Annotated in this window: 22 protein-coding genes; 18 read left to right on the top strand and 4 right to left on the bottom strand. The window is 54.8% G+C overall.

What is annotated here, in order from left to right:
• The first annotated feature begins 9 nt into the window (after nucleotides 1-9).
• From KDB76_RS21110 to KDB76_RS21090, 5 genes are all read left to right on the top strand, one after another.
• Nucleotides 10-468, top strand: coding sequence for a hypothetical protein (locus KDB76_RS21110; RefSeq protein ID WP_212632185.1), 459 nt, complete (start codon nucleotides 10-12; stop codon nucleotides 466-468).
• Nucleotides 469-526: 58 nt separating this feature from the next.
• Nucleotides 527-1,171: a hypothetical protein gene (locus KDB76_RS21105; RefSeq protein ID WP_212632184.1), complete on the top strand. Its 645-nt coding sequence runs from the start codon at nucleotides 527-529 to the stop codon at nucleotides 1,169-1,171.
• Nucleotides 1,172-1,181: 10 nt separating this feature from the next.
• A complete protein-coding gene (locus KDB76_RS21100) occupies nucleotides 1,182-1,721 on the top strand; it encodes a hypothetical protein (RefSeq protein ID WP_212632183.1) in 540 nt (179 codons plus the stop codon).
• A 70-nt stretch (nucleotides 1,722-1,791) separates the two neighbouring features.
• Nucleotides 1,792-2,151: an IS66 family insertion sequence element accessory protein TnpB gene (gene tnpB / locus KDB76_RS21095; RefSeq protein ID WP_024086151.1), complete on the top strand. Its 360-nt coding sequence runs from the start codon at nucleotides 1,792-1,794 to the stop codon at nucleotides 2,149-2,151.
• A gap of 18 nt (nucleotides 2,152-2,169) precedes the next feature.
• Nucleotides 2,170-3,687 (top strand): IS66 family transposase, encoded by a 1,518-nt coding sequence (locus KDB76_RS21090; protein ID WP_024086152.1) that lies wholly within the window; start codon nucleotides 2,170-2,172, stop codon nucleotides 3,685-3,687.
• A 1,314-nt stretch (nucleotides 3,688-5,001) separates the two neighbouring features.
• On the opposite strand, the gene KDB76_RS21085 is transcribed toward KDB76_RS21090, so the two are convergent.
• A complete protein-coding gene (locus tag KDB76_RS21085) occupies nucleotides 5,002-5,856 on the bottom strand; it encodes an SEC-C metal-binding domain-containing protein (protein WP_038409049.1) in 855 nt (284 codons plus the stop codon).
• A complete protein-coding gene (locus KDB76_RS21080) occupies nucleotides 5,856-6,248 on the bottom strand; it encodes a hypothetical protein (protein ID WP_038409051.1) in 393 nt (130 codons plus the stop codon). Before KDB76_RS21080 ends, KDB76_RS21085 begins: the two co-directional genes overlap by 1 nt.
• A 216-nt stretch (nucleotides 6,249-6,464) precedes the next feature.
• Between KDB76_RS21080 and KDB76_RS21075 the strand changes: the two genes are divergently transcribed.
• The 7 genes from KDB76_RS21075 to KDB76_RS21045 all read left to right on the top strand — a co-directional run bounded on the left by KDB76_RS21075 (nucleotide 6,465) and on the right by KDB76_RS21045 (nucleotide 17,649).
• The gene (locus KDB76_RS21075) at nucleotides 6,465-7,229 is read left to right on the top strand and encodes a phospholipase D family protein (protein WP_038409053.1); all 765 of its coding nucleotides are present in this window, start codon (nucleotides 6,465-6,467) and stop codon (nucleotides 7,227-7,229) included.
• 140 nt (nucleotides 7,230-7,369) lie between these two features.
• A complete protein-coding gene (istA, locus tag KDB76_RS21070) occupies nucleotides 7,370-8,884 on the top strand; it encodes an IS21 family transposase (protein WP_038408847.1) in 1,515 nt (504 codons plus the stop codon).
• A 17-nt stretch (nucleotides 8,885-8,901) separates the two neighbouring features.
• Nucleotides 8,902-9,657: an IS21-like element helper ATPase IstB gene (istB, locus tag KDB76_RS21065; RefSeq protein WP_038408850.1), complete on the top strand. Its 756-nt coding sequence runs from the start codon at nucleotides 8,902-8,904 to the stop codon at nucleotides 9,655-9,657.
• A 42-nt stretch (nucleotides 9,658-9,699) separates the two neighbouring features.
• A complete protein-coding gene (locus tag KDB76_RS21060) occupies nucleotides 9,700-12,324 on the top strand; it encodes an SNF2-related protein (protein WP_349254003.1) in 2,625 nt (874 codons plus the stop codon).
• Between the two features lie 744 nt (nucleotides 12,325-13,068).
• The gene (locus KDB76_RS21055; RefSeq protein WP_212632182.1) at nucleotides 13,069-14,202 is read left to right on the top strand and encodes a hypothetical protein; all 1,134 of its coding nucleotides are present in this window, start codon (nucleotides 13,069-13,071) and stop codon (nucleotides 14,200-14,202) included.
• A 50-nt stretch (nucleotides 14,203-14,252) separates the two neighbouring features.
• Complete coding sequence (locus KDB76_RS21050) at nucleotides 14,253-16,442, top strand: Mov34/MPN/PAD-1 family protein (RefSeq protein WP_212632181.1); 2,190 nt, start codon at nucleotides 14,253-14,255, stop codon at nucleotides 16,440-16,442.
• Complete coding sequence (locus KDB76_RS21045) at nucleotides 16,429-17,649, top strand: patatin-like phospholipase family protein (protein WP_212632180.1); 1,221 nt, start codon at nucleotides 16,429-16,431, stop codon at nucleotides 17,647-17,649. The genes KDB76_RS21050 and KDB76_RS21045 overlap by 14 nt, the downstream gene beginning before the upstream one ends.
• A 59-nt stretch (nucleotides 17,650-17,708) precedes the next feature.
• On the opposite strand, the gene KDB76_RS21040 is transcribed toward KDB76_RS21045, so the two are convergent.
• Together KDB76_RS21040 and KDB76_RS21035 are read right to left on the bottom strand one after the other, a co-directional pair.
• A complete protein-coding gene (locus KDB76_RS21040) occupies nucleotides 17,709-18,611 on the bottom strand; it encodes a hypothetical protein (protein ID WP_212632179.1) in 903 nt (300 codons plus the stop codon).
• 28 nt (nucleotides 18,612-18,639) lie between these two features.
• On the bottom strand, nucleotides 18,640-19,407 hold the full coding sequence (locus tag KDB76_RS21035) for a hypothetical protein (RefSeq protein WP_212632178.1): 768 nt from the start codon (nucleotides 19,405-19,407) through the stop codon (nucleotides 18,640-18,642).
• Between the two features lie 308 nt (nucleotides 19,408-19,715).
• Between KDB76_RS21035 and istA (KDB76_RS21030) the strand changes: the two genes are divergently transcribed.
• From istA (KDB76_RS21030) to KDB76_RS21005, 6 genes are all read left to right on the top strand, one after another.
• Nucleotides 19,716-21,230, top strand: coding sequence for an IS21 family transposase (gene istA / locus KDB76_RS21030; protein WP_038408847.1), 1,515 nt, complete (start codon nucleotides 19,716-19,718; stop codon nucleotides 21,228-21,230).
• 17 nt (nucleotides 21,231-21,247) lie between these two features.
• Nucleotides 21,248-22,003 carry an IS21-like element helper ATPase IstB gene (istB, locus tag KDB76_RS21025; RefSeq protein ID WP_038408850.1) on the top strand — a complete coding sequence of 252 codons (756 nt, stop codon included), beginning with the start codon at nucleotides 21,248-21,250 and terminating at the stop codon, nucleotides 22,001-22,003.
• An 80-nt stretch (nucleotides 22,004-22,083) separates the two neighbouring features.
• Nucleotides 22,084-22,326, top strand: a complete 243-nt coding sequence (locus KDB76_RS21020; protein ID WP_212632177.1) for a hypothetical protein — start codon at nucleotides 22,084-22,086, stop codon at nucleotides 22,324-22,326.
• A gap of 211 nt (nucleotides 22,327-22,537) precedes the next feature.
• Complete coding sequence (locus KDB76_RS21015; RefSeq protein WP_212632176.1) at nucleotides 22,538-23,212, top strand: hypothetical protein; 675 nt, start codon at nucleotides 22,538-22,540, stop codon at nucleotides 23,210-23,212.
• Nucleotides 23,213-23,639: 427 nt separating this feature from the next.
• Nucleotides 23,640-23,933 (top strand): hypothetical protein, encoded by a 294-nt coding sequence (locus KDB76_RS21010; RefSeq protein ID WP_212632175.1) that lies wholly within the window; start codon nucleotides 23,640-23,642, stop codon nucleotides 23,931-23,933.
• A gap of 6 nt (nucleotides 23,934-23,939) precedes the next feature.
• Complete coding sequence (locus tag KDB76_RS21005; RefSeq protein WP_212632174.1) at nucleotides 23,940-24,821, top strand: hypothetical protein; 882 nt, start codon at nucleotides 23,940-23,942, stop codon at nucleotides 24,819-24,821.
• The last annotated feature ends 14 nt before the right edge of the window (nucleotides 24,822-24,835 follow it).

Raw genomic sequence — 24,835 nt, 5'->3', positions numbered from 1 at the left:
CTCGCGTTAATGATTAATGAAAGTGTAGGCAGAATGGGCGCGATCACTCGGTTGATCAGTGTAGGGATACTCAGTACTTTTGTTGTCACTGGATGCGCTAGCACATCCATATCTCCACGCGGTTGCGAATCGAATTTCTCAACGCAGGGAAGTTTTCTCAGCGGGAAACGATTTTCCACCTCTGAAGTGATTAATGGTATTTCTGAGAAAGATGCATATGCCAGTCTTTATAAGATCTTGGCCGGCGATGGCTATTATATCCAAAGCTCTAGTGAACGACTCGGTGTAATTTCTGCGTTTCAGAATGTCAATTTAAGCGATAAAAAAGCACCCCTCAATGCTCTTGTTAAAGGGGCAGGTCAAGATGTAGAGGTGTCTTTGACCTTTGTGGCTTCCGGTGGGGTTTATACCCCAGAGGTCGGTGCTCGAAATGAGTTTTGTCAAATCATTAGTAGGGTGAAGAATTAACTGTTTCCGCGTCTGAATAGGCGGGGTTAATAAATTCACAGGGTCAACTAGGTGGGTTATGCGCTTTAAAGCAGCAGTGTTTGAAGTTCTTAGTAATGATGAGATGAGCAGCGTGCATGGGGATTTTGATGAGATACAAACTACTCATCAAAAAAATGTATGGTTAAAGGATCTCAGTTCAGGCCAGGTGTCGAATGTATTCCTTGAGAACTCCTTCGTGCCGACTCGGCCAGGAGCAAAAATTGGCTTGGCGTTCTTCAATGGAGAAATCATAGCTTTCAAGCGGAGGCCTGAGATTCCTGTAGAAGATCCGCTGGATATGAAGTTTATGCACAATTCCTTCAAGGGGTTTTTGATGGCTGTGTTCATAGCAGCCTGCTGTTCGATACCTTGGCTGGGGTACCTCTTAGGAATTGTCTTGGGAGGGTATTCTCTGATTACAGGCTATCCTCTAGTCGGGCGTTACAGGCATTTCAGAGGTAGTAGAATCTTCGCACTGTTTGTGCTGATCATGAGCATTGTTGTGTGGTTCCCAGTCCAGTACGTTCATGGGAATCTGAGTGCACTATTTGATGTGTACTTGAAAATGGCGATGTTGCTCGCAGCTGGTTTTGTAGGCTTTCAATTCTACAAGTCCGGTGTCGAAAAACGTTACTGGAAGCGCGCGGTTTCTGAATTAAATGCGGCGTGGAAAAATGTCTAAGGATGGCCTTATGGAACGCAATTATGTTTTCAGTAATTGGGGTGCTGTGGTAGCGCTCATTATGAGCGGGGTTTTATTGAGTGCTTGCGGAAGTGGCGAGTCTAGTAACCATGACGAAAACCATCCTGTACAGGCCTCTCACTCCAAGTCGTCTGAGCCTAACAGCGCTAAAGCTAAAGAGGATGACGATTTCGAGAATCGTAACAAGCCGTTGAGAACGGAGATGGAGGCACCAACGCTTGCTAATGATTCAGAATATACTGATATTCTTACCATGCTCAATCCAATCAGATTTTATAGCGCGTTGCGTAGCTGGGAAGAAAGCGATGAAGAAATCGCAAAATCGACCAGCGGTTCGATTCTGATTCAGCGAGATGCGCCGCAATTGTTTTCTTATGAAAGCCAGCTTAAAGATACGAATGATGCATTCCAGAAGCGCGAGATTGCCCAAAAAATGGCAGATTTCGTAAGGGAGGAATCAAAGAAAGTCGCTGGGAACTATCGTGTTCGGATGATTGTTGATGCTGATTTCAAAGTAAGGGATCCATGAACACCACATTCAAAGCCGACAGTTGATCCCTGAAGCTGTGCTCCCGATTTCTCTCTGGAGCCAGCACGTCATGATGCGACCCGACACCAAAGTCGAAAAGGTATACCTTTACCCCAAACCGGTGGACTTCCGAAAATCCATCGACGGTCTGGCCGCCCTGGTCGAACTAGATATCAAGGTGGCCGTGTTCGACCCTGTGCTGTTCGTTTTTCTTAATCGGCCCCGTAATCGAGTGAAAATCCTTTATTGGGAGCGCAACGGCTTCTGCCTTTGGCTCAAGCGCCTCGAATCCGAACGTTTTAAAACATCTCCCGATATCACCGACGACGCCATCGTGCTGACGGTTCAGGAGCTGAACTGGCTACTCGACGGCTTTGATCTGTGGCGCAACCGTCCACATCAGGTTTTGACCCCGCGATTCGTGGCTTGATTGGGTATAATCCGCGGCATGATTTCCATGCCCGACACCCTTCCCGATGACCCGGCTGTGCTCAAGCAATTAATTGCTCAGATGCAGTCCAAGGTCGTTCATCTTGAAGAGCAGAATGCGCTGCTGCGCCAGCGCTTGTTTGGTCGCAAGTCAGAACAAACGACTGATCCGGCAACACCGCAATTAGTATTGTTCAACGAAGCCGAAAGCGTCGCTGAACCTGTTGCCGAAGACGTTGATGAAGAAGCCGTCGCGCCGACTAAGCGCCGTGGTAAACGCAAGCCGCTGCCTGCGGATTTGCCACGCATCGAAGTTATCCACGAACTCCCCGAGCACGAACTGACCTGCACCTGTGGCTGCCGCAAACACACCATCGGTGAAGAAGTCAGCGAGCAGCTCGAAATCGTGCCGATGCAGATCCGCGTGATCAAACACATTCGCAAGGTTTACGGTTGCCGCGGTTGTGAAACCGCCCCGGTCACCGCCGACAAGCCGGCGCAGCTGATCGAAAAGAGTATGGCCAGCCCCAGTGTTTTAGCGATGCTGCTGACCACCAAATACGTTGATGGCCTGCCACTGCACCGCTTCGAAAAAGTGCTGAGCCGTCATGGTATCGACATCTCGCGTCAAACCCTGGCCCGCTGGGTGATCCAGTGCGGCGAACATCTGCAACCGCTGCTCAATCTGATGCGTGATCGGCTACTGGAAAGTCGCGTGATCCACTGCGACGAAACCCGCGTGCAGGTGCTGAAAGAACCGGATCGAGAGGCGACCAGCCAATCCTGGATGTGGGTGCAAACCGGCGGCCCACCCGGCAAACCAGTGATCCTGTTCGACTACTCGACCAGCCGTGCGCAGGAAGTGCCTTCGCGTCTGCTGGAAAGTTATTGCGGCTATTTGATGACCGACGATTACGCCGGTTACAACGCCGTGGCCGTACAACCAGGTATCGAGCGTATGGGCTGCTGGGCGCATGCTCGACGCAAGTTTGTTGAAGCGCAGAAAGTGCAACCGAAAGGCAAGACTGGGCGGGCCGATATCGCGCTGAACTTGATCAACAAGTTGTACGGAATCGAGCGTGACCTGAAAGACGCCAGCGACGAGCAGCGCCACCAAGGTCGTCAGCAAGACAGCCTGCCGATCCTTGCGCAACTGCACGGCTGGCTGGAGAAAACCCAGCCGCAAGTGACCGCGCAAAACGCACTGGGCAAAGCCGTCGGTTATCTGGCCAGCAACTGGAACAAACTCAAACGTTATGTCGAGGCGGGTCACCTGCCGATCGACAACAATCCGGCAGAAAGAGCGATAAGGCCTTTTGTCATTGGGCGCAAGGCCTGGCTGTTTAGCGACACGCCCAAGGGCGCCGTTGCCAGCGCTCAAATCTATAGCCTAGTCGAGACCGCCAAAGCCAACAGTCAGGAGCCCTATGCGTGGCTGCGCCACGTGCTGGAGCGACTGCCGCATGCGCAGTCGGTGGCGGACTATGAAGCGCTGCTGCCGTGGAACTGCTCGCGAGAGTTACCACGTCAAGCCTGAACCTATCCCAGGGTGGGTCATGCCGAGGCTCTCTTGGGATGTCCTTTGTTGTACCGCCAAATACGCCAAACACGTAATAGACTCGGGACATTTTTTGGGGCTGCCTCCCCTGGAAAACTAGAAAGTCCTGAGCCCGATACAAAAAAAGTCCTACCCCCGGTACAGGACCAAAGGGGCTCAAATGAGGACAGAAAGAACAGAATCCTGCATTTCCGTGGCATTAAATGGCAATTCTGTGGCACAGAAATGGTGCTAAATAGTCCGATTCCATTCAGTCGGTATAAGAATGCCAAGGCCAGGCCATTTCAGTGGCACAGAATCGCCAGGTAATGGCTATTCAATGGTGCAAAATTTGGGTTCCGCGCCTAGCAGCCTCTGGCCCCTGGTGAGTTACGGGTAGAAAACCTTGGCATGGAGGATCGACTGACAGTAATGCTGCGCAGGTTTCATCCTCAGTTGGGGAAGGTTATCGACGAAAAGCACGGGTCAAATACCGCGAGATTGATGTCCGACTTGACCAGAGCAGGTAGGCCGTCGATGGATTTTCAGAAGTCGACGGTTTGGGCTAGAGATTTTTGACTTTTGCATCGAGGTCGCATCATGGCGGATGGGCGCCAGCAAGAAATCGGGAGCACAGCATCCGGGATTAGCTAAACGATTTGAATGTTGGGTTAATGGAGCAGTTACATTTCAAACCCTATGACTTTGAGGGTCATAAGTTTGTTTCGGAAAACTGTCTGTTCTCTGAAAAGTTGGGATACACACCTGAGGAGATGCGAAATTCGAATTCATTTTCAAGGGCGCAGAAGCCTAGGTGTTATCTCCAACCTAGCACAACAAACTTTTTGATCGGCGTGGTGAATGGCTCCAAGATGAATCTCGAAATTTCTGATGAGTCTATTGCCAGGTTGATCGAGTCAAACCGAGCCAGTCTGAAGTATGAGATTTACGGATACGTACGCTACGTAGAGCGAGATCGGCTTGGCGGTAAACCAGTCGAATTGCGTCATGTTCTTGTTGAGCCTCAGCGGATCAACCTAATCGCTAAAGGTAATTCCAAGCCGATCGTTTCAAAAACATTCTGATTCGGAGCTTTAACTCCAGATAGATAAAGTGCTTGGAAATTTGTCGTATCTATTACAGCGATGTTCCGCGTCTCAGGATGCGGAGCATTCTCCAGCGCGCTTGGGTTGATTTCCGGGTTGATTCAATTGAGCGTAATTTTTGTGTCCTCTCATTCTGGAAAGCCGGTTCTCGCTCCACATTCGCTAGTCACCGGCTTAATGAATGCTGGTTACCTTCCGGCGAAGCCTGCTAGATAACTTGGTGGTCCATCAAAGATCCTAGAGCAATGTCCATGTGGATGTGTGCCATTCTTTCTAATTTAATACAGCAGCTTTTGTATTTGTTCCCGCTCCCGCAATAGCAAATAGAGTTCCGGGGTGCGCGCTTTTGGTCAGGGTCTGGGCGATGTGACTCAATCAATTTAACTCGGGCAATGCTTAGCGGCGAGCATTTTTTTGAGTTGAATTCAGATATCAGCTTTCGGAATAAATCAAATTGCTGGTGGTTGTCATCCGGTATGAGCACTAGTCGCTTGTTCTTAGGTTTTGTTACGATCGCCAAGTGATCAATGTTTTTGATTTGCCGTGCGATGGCTCTCGCCATGACGCCAGAATATAGCTCTCCTTTAATATGCGGGCACTCGTCACCATCCAAGTTTTTTGAGCAAATACTGCACTCAAATTTTTCAATTATGAACCCGCAGCTTGAGAAGTGCTTGTAGGGATAGGCTTTCTCTATAGAAAGAAGCTGGCGAGTCAGAAATGTTAGGATGATGCTGTCTTCTTTGTAAAAGCGCTTTAGCTGCCTAAGGCAATCCAGGGCGTCCTGTAGATTGCACCATGAGTCATGATATTTTTCGGCCTCTATACATTTCCAGTAGGAAGCTAAGCTGGATAGCAACTCAAAGAAGACGGAATAGATGAAGCAATTATTTTTTACGAAATCTTCGGCTGCACCAGCTTTGATATCGTTGATAGTGGTATGTGTATTCTTGGCAAGCGTTAACGCATCGTCGTAGCTTCTGGCGGATATGAGCTTTAAGATCTGCTGGGTGAGGGTCTGTGATTCTGGAAATTCATTTTCGAGAAGTCTTAGTCCATACATTAAGGTGCTTCCATGAATTTGTTTAGGTCGAATTTTTTCATACTGCTTTTAAGGGCGTCTGTGCTGCCCTTAAATTTGAATTCCTTGGTGATACTTCCATCTTGATAGAAGGCGCTTATCTGTACTTCGTCAGTGTCGCCCTCTAGGCGGCTGCTTGTGTAGGTTTCTAGGTATTGAATGACAAGAGATAGGTGGTTTTGAAGAGTCATGTCATTGGCCAAGTTTACCAAAGGCATGATGTAAGAGTAGTCGTGAAGATCAAAGATTGTTGCGTTCTGTGGAGATACGACTTCCACTTCTGGATGATTGATCTTGAGCCATTTTTTAAAAGGGCCTGCCTCAACTGAGACAGATCCTTCAAAACCACGATCAGTCAGAAATTCAATTTTCATGTGTTGGCTTCGCCTTTGCTTTTGGTCGCAGGCACTCGGCTCCCTGCGTGCACGATGACTGCAAAATGCTACTACGAACCTCTGTTTTGAGGAATCTCGGGCGAGGCGGCGGATGGCGAGACCTAGGCCGCTGTGGCCTACCCTCAGTCGGGTCGTCACCGGAGCTTGGGAAATCGCCTTAAGCTACGTCACTCACCCACAGGTGACGAGGTGGTTATGCAAAGCTCATTGTTCGATCCTGAGCAGAACCCGTTCGACGGTAAGAAACTGCCTGATCAATCAAGAATGCCGCTCAATCTAGGTGAGCGCACCGTTCATTCAGTGGTAGACCGAGACCTCTGTAACGAATGGGGATCGTTGATTGTGACCGGCTACAGCGGTCTAGAGCAGCTTATTCAGCTCATCACTGGACGTGGGGTAGGGAGGACGCCAATGCGCATCATCCTTGGCTCAGACCCCGTCACCGTTGAAAACCCCAAGATCAATCTCAAGCGCTACGACTTTTCAGAGGAAATGCGAGAGTACTGGCTCAAGCGCGGAATCTCGCTCTCGCTGTGCGGCCAGGTATTGCACTGCATCGAGCTGATTCGGGCTGGTCACGTGAGAATCCGTTATCCCACAGGGTACAGACGGCTGCATGCCAAAATGTATTGCTCTGCTGGAGCAGTGACGGTCGGTTCCAGCAACTACACCGGACCGGGACTACATACCCAGCATGAAGCGAACGTGCGCTTCACTTCTGGGGAGAGAGCGCGCTTTGTTGAGACCAACCTCCTAGCTGAGTGCTTTTGGAGCTTGGGGAAAAACGCCGAAGACGCCTTCATTGACCTGCTGGAGCAGCTTCTCAAGTTCGTTACCTGGCAAGAGGCTCTGGCGAGGGCTTGTGGTGAGCTGCTCGAAAGCGATTGGGCCAAGTCCTGCGGATTCCACGCTGACTCGGACACCCATTCCACGCACATCCGGACAGTGATTCCACGCTGATCCGGACACTCATTCCACGAGCATCCGGACACCGATTCCACGGCCATCCGGACACTTTCCAGGCAGGCAGCTACGCAGGATTTATTCACTACCATCGACCTCTTTTTCGAAGCAGAGAGGTCGTCGTGGAGCGTTTGTCCATGCGTAAAATCCGTGAGGTGTTGCGCCTCAAGTTCGATTGCGGGCTGTCTGTCCGTAAGATCTCCCGCAGTCTGGGCATAGGCCACAGCAGTGCCGGTGATTACCTCTGTCGCTTTGCCGCCAGCGGTCTAGCCTGGCCCTGCTCGTTGTCCGATTCCGAACTGGAACAGCAACTGTTCCCACTGGCCCCTGCGGTGCCCAGTGAGCAGCGGCCACTGCCTGATTGGTCTTGGGTGCACGCCGAGCTGCGTCGCCCCGGCGTGACCCTGGCGCTGCTCTGGCAGGAGTATCGCCTGAGCCAGCCGCAGGGTTTTCAGTACAGCTGGTTCTGCGAGCACTACCGGGCCTGGCAGGGCAAGCTGGACGTGGTGATGCGCCAGGAACATCGCGTCGGCGAGAAGTTGTTCGTCGACTACGCCGGGCAGACGGTGCCGGTGATCGACCGGCACAGCGGCGAGATCCGCCAGGCGCAGGTGTTCGTCGCGGTGCTCGGCGCCTCCAGCTACACCTTCGCCGAAGCCACCTGGTCGCAGCAGCTGCCGGACTGGCTGGGCTCGCATACCCGCTGCTTCGCCTTCCTCGGGGGCGTGCCGGAGATCGTGGTGCCGGACAACCTGCGCAGCGCGGTGAGTAAGAGCCATCGCTACGAGCCGGACATCAACCCGAGCTACCGCGATCTGGCCGAGCACTATGGCGTGGCGGTGGTGCCGGCGCGGGCGCGTAAGCCGCGCGACAAGGCTAAGGCCGAGGTCGGCGTGCAGGTGGTCGAGCGCTGGATCCTCGCCGCGCTGAGGAACCGCCAGTTCTTCTCCTTGAACGAACTCAACAGCGCCATCGCCTTATTGCTGGAGCGCCTCAACCGACGACCGTTTCGCAAGCTGCCGGGCTCCCGGCACTCGGCCTTCGAAGCCCTGGATCGTCCGGTGCTGCGGCCGCTGCCGGAGCAACCCTACGTGTATGCCGAGTGGAAGAAGGCGCGTGTGCACATCGACTACCACGTCGAGGTTGATGGGCACTACTACTCGGTGCCGTACCAACTGGTGAAGAAACAACTGGAAGTACGCCTGACAGCGCGCACGGTGGAGTGCTTCCACGCCAATCAGCGGGTGGCCAGCCATCTTCGCTCACCGCACAAGGGCCGGCACAGCACACAGGCCGAGCACATGCCCAAGAGCCATCGCGAGCACGCCGAGTGGACGCCACAACGGCTGATCCGCTGGGCTGAGCAGACCGGGCCGAACACGGCCGGCGTGATCAGCCACATCCTCGAACGGCGCATCCACCCAACCCAAGGCTACCGGGCCTGCCTGGGCATCCTGCGCCTGGGCAAGACCCATGGCGAAGTGCGCTTGGAGTTGGCCTGCCGTCGCGCCCTCAGCCTCGGTGCGTGCAGCTACAAGAGCCTCGAATCGATCCTGCGCCAGGGTTTGGAAAGCCTGCCGTTGGCTCAAGCCAACCTGCCCCTGCTGCCGGACGACCACGCCAATCTGCGCGGCCCCGGCTACTACCACTGAACACAAGGAATCCCACCATGCTGCCCCATCCGACCCTGGACAAGCTCCAGACCCTGCGCCTGACCGGCATGCTCAAGGCACTCGCCGAGCAACTGAAAACCCCCGACATCGACAGCCTGAGCTTCGTGGAACGCCTCGGCCTGCTGGTCGACCGCGAACTGACCGAACGCGACGACAAGCGCCTCAGCAGCCGCCTGCGTCAGGCCCGGCTCAAGCACAACGCCTGCCTCGAAGACATCGACTACCGCAGCCCGCGCGGACTCGACAAGGCGCTGATCCTCCAGCTGAGCAGCGGTCAGTGGTTACGCGACGGACTCAACCTGATCATCAACGGGCCCACCGGCGTGGGTAAAACCTGGCTGGCCTGCGCCCTGGCACACCAGGCCTGCCGAGAGGGTTACAGCGTGCGTTACCTGCGCTTGCCGCGCCTGTTGGAAGAGTTGGGCCTAGCCCATGGCGACGGGCGCTTCGCCAAGCTGATGAGCGGCTATGCCAAGACCGACCTGCTGATCCTTGATGACTGGGGCCTGGCCCCGTTCACCGCCGAACAGCGCCGCGACATGCTGGAGCTACTGGACGACCGCTACGGCCAGCGCTCGACCCTCGTGACCAGCCAAATGCCCGTGGACAACTGGCACGAACTGATCGGCGATCCAACCCTGGCCGATGCCATCCTCGACCGCCTGGTGCACAACGCCTACCGGATCAACCTCAAGGGCGAGTCGATGAGAAAGCGGGTGAAGAAATTGACGGCGCCGGGCGCCTCAGACTAACAATGCAACCCCTGCGTCGCTGCGCTCCGACTGCCTGTCCGAATGATCGTGGAACAGGTGTCCGGATCAGCGTGGGCTGAGTGTCCGAATGGCGTGGAATCCGCAAAGTCCTATCTGGATTCGTTATTCGACGCCGATCCGATAAATCTTTGGCCATCGCAACGCCAAGGCATTGCGCAGGCGCTCTACCTACTGGACACAGTGGGCGCAGTTCTGGTGGCCGACGCGACTGGGTCTGGGAAGACAAGGATGGGCTCGCACCTGATCCGCACGATACATGATCGAAACTGGTCACTAGCTAGGGCGCGCAAAGGCTCGATGCTGCTCATTTGCCCACCGCTCGTGAGGAAGAATTGGGAATGGGAGACCGCGAAATGCGGGTACAACATTGCCATTACGTCCCATGGACTATTGAGCAGATTGAATCCTGAGGACGAGTCCAGCTTGGCAATTCACCTGTCCTCCGCACAAATCTTGGCTGTTGACGAGGCGCACAATTTCCTGAATCAGGGGTCCCGGCGAACCAAAACTTTGAAGTTCAATCTGGCTGACCAGGTGGTGCTCTTTACTGCTACGCCGATCAATCGCTCTATAGCGGATCTGCTTCGGCTCATTGATATTCTTGGCGCTGATAATTTTGACGATGACGTGCTTGCTGTCTTCGAGCGTTTAACAAGCTTTGGGCATGGTGGTGCCGAAACTCGCGACGATGACATACCACAGCTTCAAGCTGGAATTGGCAGTTTCGTCGTTCGCCGGACGAAGGTGCAGTTTAATGCGATGGTCGATGCGGATCCCGAAGCCTATCGGCTTCCAGGCGGGCGGGTATGCCGATACCCGAACCAGCTTTCGGAATGTTATTCCCTCGACGAGCCTAATCAGGACAAGAGGCTAGCAAGGGAAATTCGGGCGTTGGCGCTACAGTTCAAAGGGATGTCGCGCTTCCAGACTGCTTTGGCACTACCAGATTTTTTCAAAGAGAATGGAGTTACACCAGAACGCTACCTAAGGTTTCGTTTGAAAGCAGCACGCTCACTAGCCTTGTACCAGGTGATGTCCAGTCTTCGGTCCTCTCGGCTGGCCTTGTACCGGCACATAGAAGGCGAGGGCGCCGCTTGGAGTCGAATGGGATTAAACAGTGAGGAAATGAAGGGGGACCACCAAACTGGCAACATGCTGGAGCGGACAGCGATGCTGGCGGGCAAGATCCCCGAAAACCATTTAGGAGTCGAGCTACCCCGCTGGCTTTCAGACCCAGCCGAGCATCGCCGCGCTTGCGAGGAAGAGTGTCTGATCTACACCGCCATTCTTGAGCGCTTAGAGCGCATGAGCGGTAATCGGGAGAAACGGAAGGTACAGTTTCTGATTGAGCTTTTGGAGCGCCATGATCACATTCTTGCCTTTGATCACTATCCGATAACACTGCGCTATTTCCAGCATCTCTTAAACCAAAAGCAGTCAGATCGCCGGGCGTTCAGCGTGCTGCTAGGTATCGGAGGTAATCGCCGCAGTCATGAGCATATCCAATCTTTGCTGAATCCCAACGCCAAGTCGGAAGGCAAGCTGATCGTTTTGTGCAGCGAGGCGCTGTCAGAATCGGTCAACCTTCAGCGAGCTTCCACACTTGTTCACTTGGACATGCCGAGCGTGGTGCGTATCGCCGAGCAAAGGGTAGGCCGTATTGATCGCATGGACTCCTGCCATGCTGAGATTGAATGCTGGTGGCCCAAGGACAGCCGAGAGTTCGCATTGAGATCAGACGAAACGTTTGTTCACCGCATCTTCCAGGTGGAAAGCTTAATTGGTGGAAATTTACAGCTTCCAGATGACATCTGCGGGAACCATGAAGCACAGATCGTGACCTGGGAGCATTTTGATAAGCTGATGCGGGAACGTGCTGCTCGTAACTGGGATGGAATTGAAGATGCATTCGCGCCGATCCGAGGCTTGGCCTCAGGTCCCGAAGCGCTGATCAACCCTGATGTGTATGAGCTTTATCGGAACGAAACAAACAAGGTTCTGTCGCGTGTAAGCGTTGTCCCTTCGAGCGAACCTTGGGTGTTTCTCTGCTTGGCCGGTGAGAATGCGCGGGCACCAAGGTGGGTTTTCCTATCCGGCTCTGATGATCAGCCCGTCATAAATCTCCGCGAGATTGCAACGGAGCTAAGGGCGCGTTTGTCAGACGATTTGCAGAACCTCGGCCCGACAAGGGCTGCGATGGGCATGCTGCAATCCTTTCTGGCCAGGCTGGGCGAGATGGAGAAAATGCTACTGCCGAGGCGGAAGCAGCGGGCGATTGCCCAGTTCGAATGGGCGATAACGCTGTGGTCGCGCAGTCCTGGCTGGATTGGCTCAGAAGAACAGGCCGAACAGGTTAAGCAGCTGCTGGACCTTTTTAGTAGAGAAGGAGAAGAATTAACCCCTGACTGGGGTCAATTGGCCGGTCTCTGGTTGGAACTGGTGAAACCTCGAAGCGCGGAGCTATTACAAAAAAAAGGGAAGCGGGCATCGATGACTCGACTACGTGACTTGGAACCATCGCTCAGATCTACTCCGATCGATCTTGACGTGATCTTGAAGAAACTCCAAGGCGTTGACCTTCGTCGGCGTTGGGAAGAGCGGATCGTTGCTTGCATCCTTGGGTACGGGCAAAACGCCACGGGGTGATAGATCAGTATCCAGACCTTTACGCTACTTGGCCTATGAATAGCGTCCGGCCGCCATTTTTTGTCGATCCGGTTTCAGTGCTTTATAGGCAAGCAGTTTTTCTGGCAGTTCACGTTGTCTGTAGAGGCGCTGCGCCGGCTTATAGAACTGATGGATGGCGCGCACGTGATCGCTGACACTTTTCGGGCATGTGCCTTGGAAGCGAACCCGCTCCAGCGAGGTGTGGATCCAGATCCGCTGCCCAGAACACCTGAGTTCTGACGCTATCCCTAATGCCAGCTATTGGTAGGTCGATGTTCCCGCCTAATCACCAGGCTGAAAGGACTGGATTCTTTCTGCGAGCGGAGCGAGCAGCTCCCTGTCCCTGAGTCGGCCTAACTCAACGGCCCGACTTTCGCGAAGGTATGTCACCAGAAGCGGACTGCTCCCCCTAGCAATGTGCAGAATTTGCACATTGCTAGGGGTCGTCTTCATAGGGCCGTCAACAAGACTTCGCACTGCTGGCGGCATGTGATCGGGTTCATCCAGGTTTGACCGCGGTCTTCGCCGCGAAGGGCCCAGTGGGTTCGTTGGGAATCGCTGCCCTCCAACCTTCCCCATCTCACGCTTTCTACGATCGGTTTTAAGGCGCCAAAAAACCGGCAAATAACTGATGAAATCGCTTATGTTGTGTCCTGCTTGAAAGCGAAACGCAAGATGTAGTATGTTGCTTCAGCGGTGAAATACTGGCCTGGTGCCACTCGAATGTCCATCCATCCTAAGGGAAATAGTATGCATATCGTTCGGTTTTTCCCCATCGGCAACGCTGATACCTGCCTGATCGAGCTAGCCAACGGGCGTCGAATCCTCTTCGACTTCGCCGACATGCATAACCCTAACGATGACAAGGACAAGCGCTGCGACTTGGAGAAGGAGCTGCGGGACATCCTGGGTGATGACAAGGTCATCGACGTCGTAGCCTTCACCCACCTGGATCGGGATCACTGCCACCGGGCCAAGGAAATTTTTTGGCTTGAACACGCTGAGAAATACCAGGGCGACGACCGCATCAAGATCAAAACCCTGTGGATCCCAGCACATGCGGTGCTTGAGAAAGGGGTGACAGGGCAGGCGCGTACACTTCGTGCGGAAGCACGCCACCGGTTCCTGAAAGGTGAAGGGGTGCGTGTCTTCTCGCGACCTGAGGAGCTGGACGATTTCCTCACTGAACGCGACATCGAGCCCGCGAAACGCCGCAACCTCATCAGCGACGCCGGCACCTTGTGCCCGGAGTTCAACCGTGAGCACGATGGTGTGGAATTCTTCGTACATTCGCCTTTTGGTAAGCGGGACGAAGAAAACGTAGTGCGGGTACGCAATAACGACGCCTTGTTCATGCAGGCGACGTTCGAGGTGGGTGGTCAGCAGACCAAGATGGTGTTGTCGGCTGACGTGACCCACGAAGTGATCGACGACATCGTGGAGGTCACTCGGTACCACGGTCATGAGTCTCGGCTTGAATGGGACATCAACAACATCCCTCACCATTGCAGCTATACCGCGCTTTCTGGCGAGAAGGGCGACGATAAGACTGAGCCGACTGAAACGTCGAAATGGCTGTACGAAGAGGCAGGGCAGCCTGGTGGGTTGCTGGTCAGCACGTCTAAGCCCATTCCTAGCGACGACGAGGACGTCCAGCCCCCTCATCGCCAAGCGGCTGCCTACTACAAAAGCGTGGCTCGCAAGCTCGATGGCGAGTGGGTCGTCTCGATGGAACATCCTACTAAGACCAAGCCGGAGCCGCTGGTCATCGAGATCAAGAGCACTGGCTACACGATCCGCAAAAAAGCACAGAACATCGTGATCGCTACTCCTGCTCCACGCGCGGGCCGAGCCTGATGATGCCTGGGCAACATGAAACGCTTCGCACTCGGCTGGCTCGCTCTGTCGTGCAGTACCTGCAAGAGTCCAAAGTCTATCCCTATGCCAAGCTGACAAGCATCAAATGTGACGACACCCGTGACATTTTGGATATCGAACTGGAGTTGGAGCTTCCTCAGCGCCGGAAGGTGCCGATCCGCTCCAAGGAGCCGATCCAGATCATCTTCGTGGTCAACGATGACTCTTGGCCACCGCGCGTGCTATCGCGTCGCGAAGATTTCCCGGTGGGCATGGTGCATACCAACCTCGATCGTGACGTCGATGGTGGGCTGTGCCTGTGCATTTGGGAGGAGGGATGGTCTGATCTTGCAACCAACCTGACGGGGCAGGCGCTCATTGAGCGCATTCGTGCCTGGTTCGCGTCGATGGCCGCCGGTACAATTCATGATGATGAGCAGTTCCTGGAACCACTGATTCGTACAAGTTCCAATACGCTCGTCATTCCCTCGGGCGATCTGCATGGTCCCTGGCACATTGGCGTTGCGTACAAGCACGAAGGGCGCACAACGCTGAGCATGTCTAGAGAGAAGCCCACTGAGCCGGCTCGGGCGGAGGAGAAAAGTTTCGCGATTTACGCTCCTCGTTTGCCTGGCCAGGTTCATCGTGGCCTGGGTGAAACCCCCTATGACCTAGCGGCTTTACAGCATCTTTGCCTCGGAATGGATTTCAACTTAGTGGAGGGGCTTGCGAAATGGCTGCTTGAAGCCCCTCAGCTAGAGCAAGCGCGGAGCCGCCTACCTCTGCTGATTCTCACCGTGCCGAAGCGTCGAGTGGCCGATGGGAAAGACGAAGAGCTGGAGGTGTGGTGCTACACCCTCGCAGGCACAGTTGCGGAGCTGGGGGAGCGCCTCGACGTCACAATTACCGATACTGGTACTGGCTTCACCACCGCGAAGATCTTAGGAGCACCAGATAAGGCCAACTTGGTGGAAATTCGCTTGGATCCTTGGCGGGTTGTCCAAAGGTTGAAACGATCCACTGCACGGCTCTTCTCCGGGACTTCCCGCACCGCAGATACGCCACTCCTGGCCATCGGCGCGGGAGCAATCGGCTCCAATGTTTCCATGATCGCTACACGCTCTGGCCTGGGGCCCTGGATCGTCGTGGACGGCGACCTCACCATGCCACATAACACAGTTCGCCAAGTTCAGCGAAACAACGCTGTGGGCTTCCCCAAAGCAGTGGTTCATCAGATCGATTTGGACGCTGTTTTCGATGAGGGAGGCAATACCTCGATCTCGGTCGATGTCTTCAATCCTGGTGATGACGCCGCCAGGCTGGAGTCTGCTCTCCAGAGTTCGGAAGTGTCGGTCGACTTTAGCGCCTCACCAGCGGTATTGGGCTGGTTGTCGGATCAACCGGTGAAAAGGGCCATTAGTGCCTTTTTTGGTCCCGACGGCTCCGATCTCATCGTCCTGGCAGAGGGAGCTTCCAGGGCGATCAGGCTTGATGAGGTCGAGGCTCAGTACTTTTGGGCGATCGCGACTGATGCAGCCCTAGAAGGGCATTTAGCTGCCGCACGAATGGACCGGATCCGCTATGCCAACGCATGCCAGGACCTATCTCGGCCGCTGCCTCCTTGGCAATTGCACACGCTCTGCGGACTAGCTGCTGGGCACTTGGCGCGAGTTCTGGATGAAGAGCATGCCAGTATTCGCGCCTGGAGGTTAAGCCCGGACTCTGGAGCGGTGGATTCGGTCGTTTTACCTGTGCACCCAGTTTCTCGTTTCGAATCGGAAGGGGTGCAAGTGACAATCTCAGGCGACGCTGTACGGACGATGCGAGGCCTCCGAGAGAAGGCAGGGACGAACGAAACCGGCGGAGTTTTGCTGGGCACCTTTGATCTTGTACGCAATGTGGCGCATGTCGTGGCGGCCCTCCCTGCACCACCTGACAGCAAGCAGACGCCGACGTATTTCATCCGCGGAATCAAAGACCTGAAACCTCGGATTGAGCGGTTGGCGGATGCTTCGGCTGGGCGATTGCAGTATATCGGCGAGTGGCACAGCCACACAGGTCGTGTACCTGCACGACCGAGTGATGATGACGAGGTGGTGTTTGCTCATCTCAGGGAGCATATCGGCCCTGCTGGTGCGCCGTACGTTATGGCGATTTGTGGTGAGCGCGATAGCTGGATCCGCACGGGATGGCAGGAGCGAGGAATTGTGGAAGGAGTGATTGCCCATGGGCATGAGTGAAAACCTGCTGATTACTGAGGGGAGTGGCTCTGACAGCATCGCACTTGCGCTGTCTGGCGGCGGGGCGCGGGCAATGGCATTCCACTTGGGCTGCCTGCGGGCCCTGCACGATTTGGGGATACTGCAAAAGGTATCAACAATCACCGCAGTTTCCGGCGGGAGTGTCTTGGCAGGCCTTTATTGCAGCCATCCTGGTGATTTCGAGTCCTTCGAGGCGAGAGTTCGTGAAATTTTGAGAACTGGCTTCATGAAGCCGGCTCTCATAAGGGCGGTGACTTCAACCGATGGAGTGAAGGCGGTGGGCGTCGCGACAGCGCTCCTGGCGGAGAGATCTGTCGCATTCGTCGCTCGGAAGGTTTTGGGCTGGGTCGGAAAATCTAGGCCTGGCGAGCAATGGCCCAATACAGCCCCTTTCCTGCGTAAAGCCAGTCGAACTACGATTCTGCGGAATACCCTTAGCAAGACGTTCAATGGCTGCTTACTCAAGGATCTCCGGGTCGACCGTCCTAGACTGATTGTTATTGCGTGCGAGCTTCGGTCTAAAGCAGCGTTCTACTACACACGTGAAAGTCTGCACTGTTGGCGTTACGGCTCAGCAAGTACAGATGGTGTCGAGCTGGCCGACGCCGTGGTGGCCTCGGCAGCCTACCCGCTGTTTTTGCCTGCCCTCGATCAACGAATGACTTTTAGCAAGAATGGCTGTGAATCCACCCACCGCATAACGCTTAGTGATGGTGGGGTGTACGACAACCTCGGGCTGAACCCATTGTGGCCGGAACGTGATTTTTCCGAGAGCCTACCTGTCAAACGGCATGACTGGATCATTGCATGCAGGGCTGGGTATGCATTGGAGGTGACAGAGCCGGCGTCTGCGTTACTTTCTCGAATGATGGCCTCGTTCGAGAGTGTTTTTGCCAGATCTCAGAACCTGGCTATGACGCGGCTCTTTGACCTAAAGTCTGCGGGTAAGCTGAAGGGTTTTCTTTTGCCATACCTGGGCCAGAAGGACAGCACCTTGCAATACAAGAACCCCGATATGGTTAGGGCAGATGTAACGGCAGGATACCCTACGAATTTCAATGCCATGGACAAGGACTGGATTGAGCGGCTAGTGCGTCGTGGCGAGCAAATTGTCCATGCCCAAGTGAAGCAACACTGGCCTTCAGCGTTGCTTCATGAGGCGAAAGAGGTCGAAAGAGTCCAATGATCTGTAAACCCTCAGCTGCACGGGGCTTGTCCTGCGCAACTGAGGGGGCATAGGTGCCGTTAAACCACCAGCGTGCCAATGTAGTAGTCTAGATCCCGTACGCCAAATTCCTCGTTTGGCTTGCCTTCGTCCTTCAGCCAATCACGTTTTCCATAGCTTTCCCAGGACGAGTAACAATGAATTTTTCCATTCTCGGGGATGAACGTGATGTCACCGGCATTGTTTTGGGTGATGGTGTTATAGCCGGTGTAATAGTTAAGGTGTCGGCTAGGAGCCTCACCGATCACGATGATTTTTGGTTTCAGCTTGTCGAGCCATTTATTGGGCAACTTACCTGAGTCTCTGCCATGATGAGGTGCGAAGACGACAGTTGTTTCTTTCAGCTCGATATGATCGAAAATCTTCTCCATGAACGGTTTTTCTAGATCGCCTAACCAAAGAAAGCTGACGCCGCCGCTCAACGAGTAGCGCGCAACCAGCGACGTGTTGTTAAACTCAAGGCCGTCAGTGGATGCACGCAGAGCTTCCTTGAAGTCTTCGTTCTCAAGATCTGGCCAGAGAATGTTGATGCCAGCTGACTTTCTTTCATCGTCGCCTTGATTCATCCAGCGCCTGTTGCAGCCTTTGTGAACGTAGAAGGCTTTGTCGCCGTCTCGAAGCTTTTTATAATGCTTAAATGACTCGCTCTCGTTTGATTTGTTTGCGTCATTCTTTACAACATAAAAATTCTGAATCGGCATCCGTTCGTCAAGGTACTCGATACCCTCAAGATGATCTTCGTCAGGGTGGGTTGAGATAAAGCGTACGATTCCTTTCCCCTTGGATTCCTGGATCAGCTCATCAACCAGCCATTCCTTATGATCACCGAATAGCTGGCAGTCGATTATGGTGAAGTTGTCGCTGTCGTGCTTAATGTAAAACATATCACCGTTACCAACGGTGAATGATCTTATCATCGCCATCGTTCATCCTTTATTGATCGGGTTGGGTTTATTTCGCGTTGCGTATCAATGACTCGCAGCTGAGGATTAATTGGCGGCCATAGGCGCGAGATGCCTCGCGCACAACGGATTTGTGCACGGCTACGATCATATATGCCGAATGTAAAATCACAGCAGCGAAGGCCATCATGATTTTTTCATCAATATTCGGGAGTGATGTGAAGTAGGCAGGGCGGAAGTAGAAAATTCCCGAGCAAACTGCCAGTACGATGATATTGCAGACAAGTGCGGTTGGCTTGAGGCCAAGGAGGTTTCGGCGAAATCCATATGTAATGTTCTCGCCAAACAACAGGTGATAGGTACTATGGTCTCGCGTTTGCTCTCTAAGCCAAGCGTTTGCGCTTCGATAGAAGTCCTTCGCCAAAGCGGGGCGAAGCGTCTCGTCTTCGACCGTGGGAGCAACTTGGTTCAGTTGGTCAGCAACGAAATCCCGGTAGCGATCCTTTGAGCCTTCCGGTACGTCTGGATTACCGCGAAGCCACTGCTCCGGCGTTTCCCCCGTGCCTAACCTCTCTTGAACCTTCCTCCCGCGGTGCCTGGCCATGTCGGCAAAAGCGAACAGAAGGACACCACCCATTGCAACGGCAATTAGGTGGGAGAGGTCCAGATGGTCCCAAGGCACTATCAGGAACAATAGAGTCAATGTCGGCAGGCCCGCTATCAACGCAGGGAATACGCGCGCTTTGAGGCTATAGGCGTCAAACTGATTGAAGACTTCCACATACCCACCCGTGATGATCCATACCACGAACTGCACACCAGCCACTTTGACATGACGCCGGCACGAACCAAGTGCGGATCCGTCGCAAGTGGGGCAAAGTACAGGGTGATGATCGCATGAATGCCTTTGTGGTGGCCAGTGTGCGGATTCCACGCTGACTCGGACACCCATTCCACGCACATCCGGACAGTGATTCCACGCTGATCCGGACACTCATTCCACGAGCATCCGGACACCGATTCCACGGCCATCCGGACACTTTCCAGGCAGGCAGCTACGCAGGATTTATTCACTACCATCGACCTCTTTTTCGAAGCAGAGAGGTCGTCGTGGAGCGTTTGTCCATGCGTAAAATCCGTGAGGTGTTGCGCCTCAAGTTCGATTGCGGGCTGTCTGTCCGTAAGATCTCCCGCAGTCTGGGCATAGGCCACAGCAGTGCCGGTGATTACCTCTGTCGCTTTGCCGCCAGCGGTCTAGCCTGGCCCTGCTCGTTGTCCGATTCCGAACTGGAACAGCAACTGTTCCCACTGGCCCCTGCGGTGCCCAGTGAGCAGCGGCCACTGCCTGATTGGTCTTGGGTGCACGCCGAGCTGCGTCGCCCCGGCGTGACCCTGGCGCTGCTCTGGCAGGAGTATCGCCTGAGCCAGCCGCAGGGTTTTCAGTACAGCTGGTTCTGCGAGCACTACCGGGCCTGGCAGGGCAAGCTGGACGTGGTGATGCGCCAGGAACATCGCGTCGGCGAGAAGTTGTTCGTCGACTACGCCGGGCAGACGGTGCCGGTGATCGACCGGCACAGCGGCGAGATCCGCCAGGCGCAGGTGTTCGTCGCGGTGCTCGGCGCCTCCAGCTACACCTTCGCCGAAGCCACCTGGTCGCAGCAGCTGCCGGACTGGCTGGGCTCGCATACCCGCTGCTTCGCCTTCCTCGGGGGCGTGCCGGAGATCGTGGTGCCGGACAACCTGCGCAGCGCGGTGAGTAAGAGCCATCGCTACGAGCCGGACATCAACCCGAGCTACCGCGATCTGGCCGAGCACTATGGCGTGGCGGTGGTGCCGGCGCGGGCGCGTAAGCCGCGCGACAAGGCTAAGGCCGAGGTCGGCGTGCAGGTGGTCGAGCGCTGGATCCTCGCCGCGCTGAGGAACCGCCAGTTCTTCTCCTTGAACGAACTCAACAGCGCCATCGCCTTATTGCTGGAGCGCCTCAACCGACGACCGTTTCGCAAGCTGCCGGGCTCCCGGCACTCGGCCTTCGAAGCCCTGGATCGTCCGGTGCTGCGGCCGCTGCCGGAGCAACCCTACGTGTATGCCGAGTGGAAGAAGGCGCGTGTGCACATCGACTACCACGTCGAGGTTGATGGGCACTACTACTCGGTGCCGTACCAACTGGTGAAGAAACAACTGGAAGTACGCCTGACAGCGCGCACGGTGGAGTGCTTCCACGCCAATCAGCGGGTGGCCAGCCATCTTCGCTCACCGCACAAGGGCCGGCACAGCACACAGGCCGAGCACATGCCCAAGAGCCATCGCGAGCACGCCGAGTGGACGCCACAACGGCTGATCCGCTGGGCTGAGCAGACCGGGCCGAACACGGCCGGCGTGATCAGCCACATCCTCGAACGGCGCATCCACCCAACCCAAGGCTACCGGGCCTGCCTGGGCATCCTGCGCCTGGGCAAGACCCATGGCGAAGTGCGCTTGGAGTTGGCCTGCCGTCGCGCCCTCAGCCTCGGTGCGTGCAGCTACAAGAGCCTCGAATCGATCCTGCGCCAGGGTTTGGAAAGCCTGCCGTTGGCTCAAGCCAACCTGCCCCTGCTGCCGGACGACCACGCCAATCTGCGCGGCCCCGGCTACTACCACTGAACACAAGGAATCCCACCATGCTGCCCCATCCGACCCTGGACAAGCTCCAGACCCTGCGCCTGACCGGCATGCTCAAGGCACTCGCCGAGCAACTGAAAACCCCCGACATCGACAGCCTGAGCTTCGTGGAACGCCTCGGCCTGCTGGTCGACCGCGAACTGACCGAACGCGACGACAAGCGCCTCAGCAGCCGCCTGCGTCAGGCCCGGCTCAAGCACAACGCCTGCCTCGAAGACATCGACTACCGCAGCCCGCGCGGACTCGACAAGGCGCTGATCCTCCAGCTGAGCAGCGGTCAGTGGTTACGCGACGGACTCAACCTGATCATCAACGGGCCCACCGGCGTGGGTAAAACCTGGCTGGCCTGCGCCCTGGCACACCAGGCCTGCCGAGAGGGTTACAGCGTGCGTTACCTGCGCTTGCCGCGCCTGTTGGAAGAGTTGGGCCTAGCCCATGGCGACGGGCGCTTCGCCAAGCTGATGAGCGGCTATGCCAAGACCGACCTGCTGATCCTTGATGACTGGGGCCTGGCCCCGTTCACCGCCGAACAGCGCCGCGACATGCTGGAGCTACTGGACGACCGCTACGGCCAGCGCTCGACCCTCGTGACCAGCCAAATGCCCGTGGACAACTGGCACGAACTGATCGGCGATCCAACCCTGGCCGATGCCATCCTCGACCGCCTGGTGCACAACGCCTACCGGATCAACCTCAAGGGCGAGTCGATGAGAAAGCGGGTGAAGAAATTGACGGCGCCGGGCGCCTCAGACTAACAATGCAACCCCTGCGTCGCTGCGCTCCGACTGCCTGTCCGAATGATCGTGGAACAGGTGTCCGGATCAGCGTGGGCTGAGTGTCCGAATGGCGTGGAATCCGCAGCCAGTGGCCAGGAATCCGTTGGTCAAAATACCAGAGGGGGGCTTTTGCCGCCGAAGCAGCAGACGAACATCGTTTTGCCAGCTTTCTTCTCGGCATCGCTCAGGATCGAGTCGCGGTGATCATCGCTCGGGATCCTTCAGCTATCGCGGTCATCCTCTGCATAGGGCTCGCGTTCGGTGGTATGTTTGCCTTCATCACTGCCTCTCCTTATGTCTAAATCGAGTACTTTGGGGCGAGCACGCATCTCTATGGGTGACTGTTCTCGTTAAATATTGACGTACTCCTCGTCCGATGTGGTAGGTGATCGCGGCCGCAGGCACTGGTTCTGTAGCATGCTACTTCTGACTGCGGCTTTTTAATGCGGCACGATTCGCAACGGCATAAATTCGTAATACGATCGGGGGCCTTGCGAGGCGGAGCCACAAGTCGTGCTGATCGAAACGAAACTGGTCGCTAACAACGGCCTGCGCCAAGAATCCATATCCTTGAATCTGCCAGATGCAGATTGGGCGTTATTGGCTCAGTTCAAGCAGAATGCTGACGTGCTCCGGTCCACCAGATTTGTACGTGAGGAGCGGGGTGGGTCCATCAGCCTGAGATGGACACGTGATGGTGGGGGGCAGGTTGGCGGCAAGTGCATTGATGAGGAGCCTGTCTGGGCCATGTTGCTCAAGCTTCGACCATTCGTTTTGCAGAATGAACGGTGCTACCTGCCTTCTGTCCTGAAAATGTTGAAAAGGCATCTGAGGCATAGTGCCTTCCACCGTCACCTGGATGAGCTTCGTGACGGCTTCTTGTTGAAGCGAATGAACAACCTCATACGCTTACGGGGGCCTGGACGGTCACCACTGTCCCAAGAGGTCGTGATGGATTGGCTCAACTCATACCACTACCACCATGACGAGAAGAAAGGCGAGGCCGTGCGTAGAGATCTTGGGCCGTTCGCTAACGAGCAGGATGGCATGAACATCGCTATTTTTGCGCTGGTAGACATGGTTCAAGCTGTTTTGGACACTGGGGCGTTCGCAGAGACATTACAGCTCTGTTCGGAAGGCGCGATTGCTGAGATTTCCTGTCCCATTGAATACTTCGGTGAGGGCTGATTCGGACCCTGTATTGTCAGCGGGAGTCCGTCGGGCTAGACCGGATCTCAATTTTGCTACGTGTTTTTGGCAGTGTTGCGCATGCAGGTTTCTCCATATACCCGCTCTGCGGAAGGTGCCCAGCGGTGTGGTGACTCGTCAGTGAGATCGTAGCCTTACTCAGTGATTCTGTTCGGCAAAAAGAAAAAACGCGCTCGAAAAAAACCTGCGATTGCGCCTGCCTTCAGTTCTCAGCGCGATTCTGCGCTGCTCCAGCTCTCTCCTGAGGGCTCACTTGCTTCCCTTCACCGCCCTTCGCCTCGACACCCCAGCAGGGATCATTCGCCTTAGGTGATCTCTCAAATGGCAGTGCATACCACTATTTCCAAATGCTACAGTAATGCGAATGCGATCTGGGGCGCAAATCAACTGATGTGAGTTTTGAGCCATGAACACCAACTCAAGTGAAGAAGAAATGCGCGCCGCGCTTTTTGGAGTGGGAAATGGTAACCCGCAAAAACATACTCAGCGCTCACCTCGTAGTCCTGCTAATGCGGAATCAAAATACTTGGGGGCCAAAATTAGAGTTGCTCTGCACGTACGCAACGAGTACGAGGGAGCCTTCGAAGTGGTCAGCTATGAGAGTAGTAGTTTAAGTTGGCTAGTCGTTGAAATGGATGCTAGGAAAAAATATAAGAAGAAATATAAGTATACTGAGGTGGTTTCGGTGGAGCGAATTTAACTAATCTTGTTGAGCGGTCCGGCATGGTCGCAAGGGTTGGTGGTGCGTGGTTTTAATTGGTGTTTTAGTTGGTGTGTGATTTGGTTTCGATTGATTATGATTATGTTTTGTAAAGGGATGGGTCGTTTTTTGTCGGAGCTGGTTAAGACTTTTCTCTATAAGCACCGCTTCTGGGTGATGATTCTTGTGGCGCTGGGGCTGATATCCTTTGTGGTTTTTGCCTATTATCCGAGAATGAGCGTGGTTTCTGCTTGGGCTTGCGCCGGAAACCAGTGTGATCAAAAGGTCTTACTTCTTCATGGCGAAGTAAAGGGGATTTCGTCGGATTGGGTTCGTTACAGGATAGGGGCGGAATTAAGAAAGCACCCTGATATCAAAATAGTGTGCATTTCTTCTCAAGGAGGGAGTAGTGCTCAGGCTATGGAAATTGCTGACATTATCTACGGACATGCCTTTAATACCTGCTTGGCATCTAAGTATAAGCCGGATGACGGTGCTGAGGATATTCCTGGGCTGTGCCAGTCGGCATGCATTTGGATGATATTGGCTGGTCGAGAGCGGATTTTGTACGATAAATATTTGGTGATGGGTTTTCATGCTGCTCGTAACCAAACGGGTGGGCGTGCTGATAAAGATCTCGATATGTACAATGAGAGGGTAGCTATCTACACTCAACTTCGACCAAAGGCTGAATCTGAAGCCTGGAAATTGGCTGGTCTCACTTGGTGGGCTTTCCATCAAGGTGCTACATCTGAAACCAAAGACTGCACTGCCAACGAAGTTAACAGAAAGTATCCTTATTTCACTGATGACCGATCCCTGCCTGCTCCTCCTGACAGATCATGCGGGATGCAAGGACCCTATGAGGTCAAAAGATCGTTTAAATGAGGCCGTTGTCTTGG

Source organism: Pseudomonas sp. JS425 (assembly GCF_018223845.1).
GTDB lineage: Bacteria > Pseudomonadota > Gammaproteobacteria > Pseudomonadales > Pseudomonadaceae > Aquipseudomonas > Aquipseudomonas asiatica.
Note: the sequence above shows the minus strand (reverse complement) of the source record. Positions and strands in the feature narration are given on the sequence as shown.

Bases quoted from the DNA above. Each gene is read 5' to 3' on its own strand.
- istA (WP_038408847.1), top strand. From the start codon at position 7,370: ATGCGTAAAATCCGTGAGGTGTTGCGCCTCAAGTTCGATTGCGGGCTG.
- KDB76_RS21010 (WP_212632175.1), top strand. From the start codon at position 23,640: ATGAACACCAACTCAAGTGAAGAAGAAATGCGCGCCGCGCTTTTTGGA.
- KDB76_RS21075 (WP_038409053.1), top strand. From the start codon at position 6,465: ATGCAAAGCTCATTGTTCGATCCTGAGCAGAACCCGTTCGACGGTAAG.
- KDB76_RS21055 (WP_212632182.1), top strand. From the start codon at position 13,069: ATGTCCATCCATCCTAAGGGAAATAGTATGCATATCGTTCGGTTTTTC.
- KDB76_RS21080 (WP_038409051.1), bottom strand. From the start codon at position 6,248: ATGAAAATTGAATTTCTGACTGATCGTGGTTTTGAAGGATCTGTCTCA.
- KDB76_RS21040 (WP_212632179.1), bottom strand. From the start codon at position 18,611: ATGGCGATGATAAGATCATTCACCGTTGGTAACGGTGATATGTTTTAC.
- KDB76_RS21105 (WP_212632184.1), top strand. From the start codon at position 527: ATGCGCTTTAAAGCAGCAGTGTTTGAAGTTCTTAGTAATGATGAGATG.
- istB (WP_038408850.1), top strand. From the start codon at position 8,902: ATGCTGCCCCATCCGACCCTGGACAAGCTCCAGACCCTGCGCCTGACC.
- KDB76_RS21085 (WP_038409049.1), bottom strand. From the start codon at position 5,856: ATGTATGGACTAAGACTTCTCGAAAATGAATTTCCAGAATCACAGACC.
- KDB76_RS21060 (WP_349254003.1), top strand. From the start codon at position 9,700: ATGATCGTGGAACAGGTGTCCGGATCAGCGTGGGCTGAGTGTCCGAAT.
- istA (WP_038408847.1), top strand. From the start codon at position 19,716: ATGCGTAAAATCCGTGAGGTGTTGCGCCTCAAGTTCGATTGCGGGCTG.
- tnpB (WP_024086151.1), top strand. From the start codon at position 1,792: ATGATGCGACCCGACACCAAAGTCGAAAAGGTATACCTTTACCCCAAA.
- KDB76_RS21045 (WP_212632180.1), top strand. From the start codon at position 16,429: ATGGGCATGAGTGAAAACCTGCTGATTACTGAGGGGAGTGGCTCTGAC.
- KDB76_RS21090 (WP_024086152.1), top strand. From the start codon at position 2,170: ATGATTTCCATGCCCGACACCCTTCCCGATGACCCGGCTGTGCTCAAG.
- KDB76_RS21100 (WP_212632183.1), top strand. From the start codon at position 1,182: ATGGAACGCAATTATGTTTTCAGTAATTGGGGTGCTGTGGTAGCGCTC.
- KDB76_RS21110 (WP_212632185.1), top strand. From the start codon at position 10: ATGATTAATGAAAGTGTAGGCAGAATGGGCGCGATCACTCGGTTGATC.
- istB (WP_038408850.1), top strand. From the start codon at position 21,248: ATGCTGCCCCATCCGACCCTGGACAAGCTCCAGACCCTGCGCCTGACC.